This window comes from Paenibacillus sp. J31P190 (assembly GCF_059692075.1).
In genome coordinates this window covers 1-1,285 of record NZ_JCAUAS010000067.1, presented here as the reverse complement: position 1 = coordinate 1,285, position 1,285 = coordinate 1, and the positions used below count along the sequence as shown (strand labels likewise).

Here is a 1,285-nt window from a genome sequence, read left to right as displayed (position 1 = left end):
TAAGAGCGCCTCCTTGATGGTATTGGGTTTCGAACCCGTGCACAAACCCATCATACCGAGGCGCTCCTTTTTTGACAAAGTCCAAATCTTAGTCATTACAGGAATGTTTAGCTGAATAGAGCTATGAGCCAGTAAATTGCACCAATAGCTGATTAAACTTATCACGTTCTTCCCAAAATGAGCCATGACCGCTGTATTGAAACGGGACAAGCTGTGAATTTCTTATTTTTTGATTAAGTTCCTGTGCTTGTGCAAATGGAATTACTTTGTCGTGGATCCCGTGAACAATTAAAGTAGGGACCGATATTTTTGGTAGATCGGTATATAATTTCTCATCTCTTAGCATAACTACGACTGATGCGGTTGACCAACCTGCTGCCTGTAATCCCAATTGAAAAAACCAGTCTGAGAATGGGGCTGAGATATACTGAAAGAAAAAGGTGTCTGTTACTTCACGCATCATCTTAGGGCGGTCGTTTAATGTTTCATTAAGAAATTTATTGGCAGTGTCTGTTGTAAAGCCTATAGGAGCGGCAGCGTCTACAAGAACAAGTCTAGAAACTCCGTAACCATTGTATCGGGACATATACCTAATTGCGATCGATCCGCCCGTGGAGTGACCAACGAGTGTGAAGTTGTTTAATTGAAGTACACCAACTACAGTGCGGATATCATCCGCCAATCGGTCATAATTGTAGCCACTTATTGGCTTATCCGAAATACCGAAACCTCTCCAGTCAATTCCTATACAGCGGTATCCCTTTGCGGGAAGAACATCAAACTGATACTCAAACTGTTTATGGTTTAACGGCCAACCATGTATAAAAACTATGGTCTTGCTGCCCTCAGGATTGATATCTTCGACATATAAATTTACACCTGGTTCTACATTAACAAAGTATCCCACACCGGTTCCCCCAAATAACTAAAGTGGCTTCAAGAATAAGATACTCACTTAGCAAATATGTGTGAATACCTATTCCCTTGATTGCACACCATGTCGGTTGAAAGGGACTGTGTTTACTGAACTAATTTACTTGAATGAACAAAAAAAGGAGCTACCACGATGAACTGCACCCCAATTGTTAGACACAGTCTAACAATTGGAGGTGCACTTTTTTTGGCTAAATACTCAACCGAGGAGAAACTAGAAGCAGTCCTGGCTTATCTAGATGGTAAAGCGTCGTATAAAACAATTGCTGAAGAACGAAATATGAGCTCTGCGCCACTAAAAAGATGGGTATTACGTTATCAAAAACATGGAGAGGAAGGAATCACCTCTTCG

The 1,285-nt window shown here is 41.2% G+C and carries 2 protein-coding genes; one reads left to right on the top strand and one right to left on the bottom strand.

Features of this window, described 5'->3' with window-relative positions; all coding sequences use genetic code 11:
- Positions 1-121: 121 nt before the first annotated feature.
- Positions 122-907, bottom strand: a complete 786-nt coding sequence (locus AC58U0_RS37235; protein ID WP_497383666.1) for an alpha/beta fold hydrolase — start codon at positions 905-907, stop codon at positions 122-124.
- 159 nt (positions 908-1,066) lie between these two features.
- On the opposite strand from AC58U0_RS37235, the gene AC58U0_RS37230 reads away from it, so the two are divergent.
- A partial coding sequence (locus AC58U0_RS37230; protein ID WP_497383665.1) for a transposase occupies positions 1,067-1,285 on the top strand: 219 nt, incomplete at its 3' end.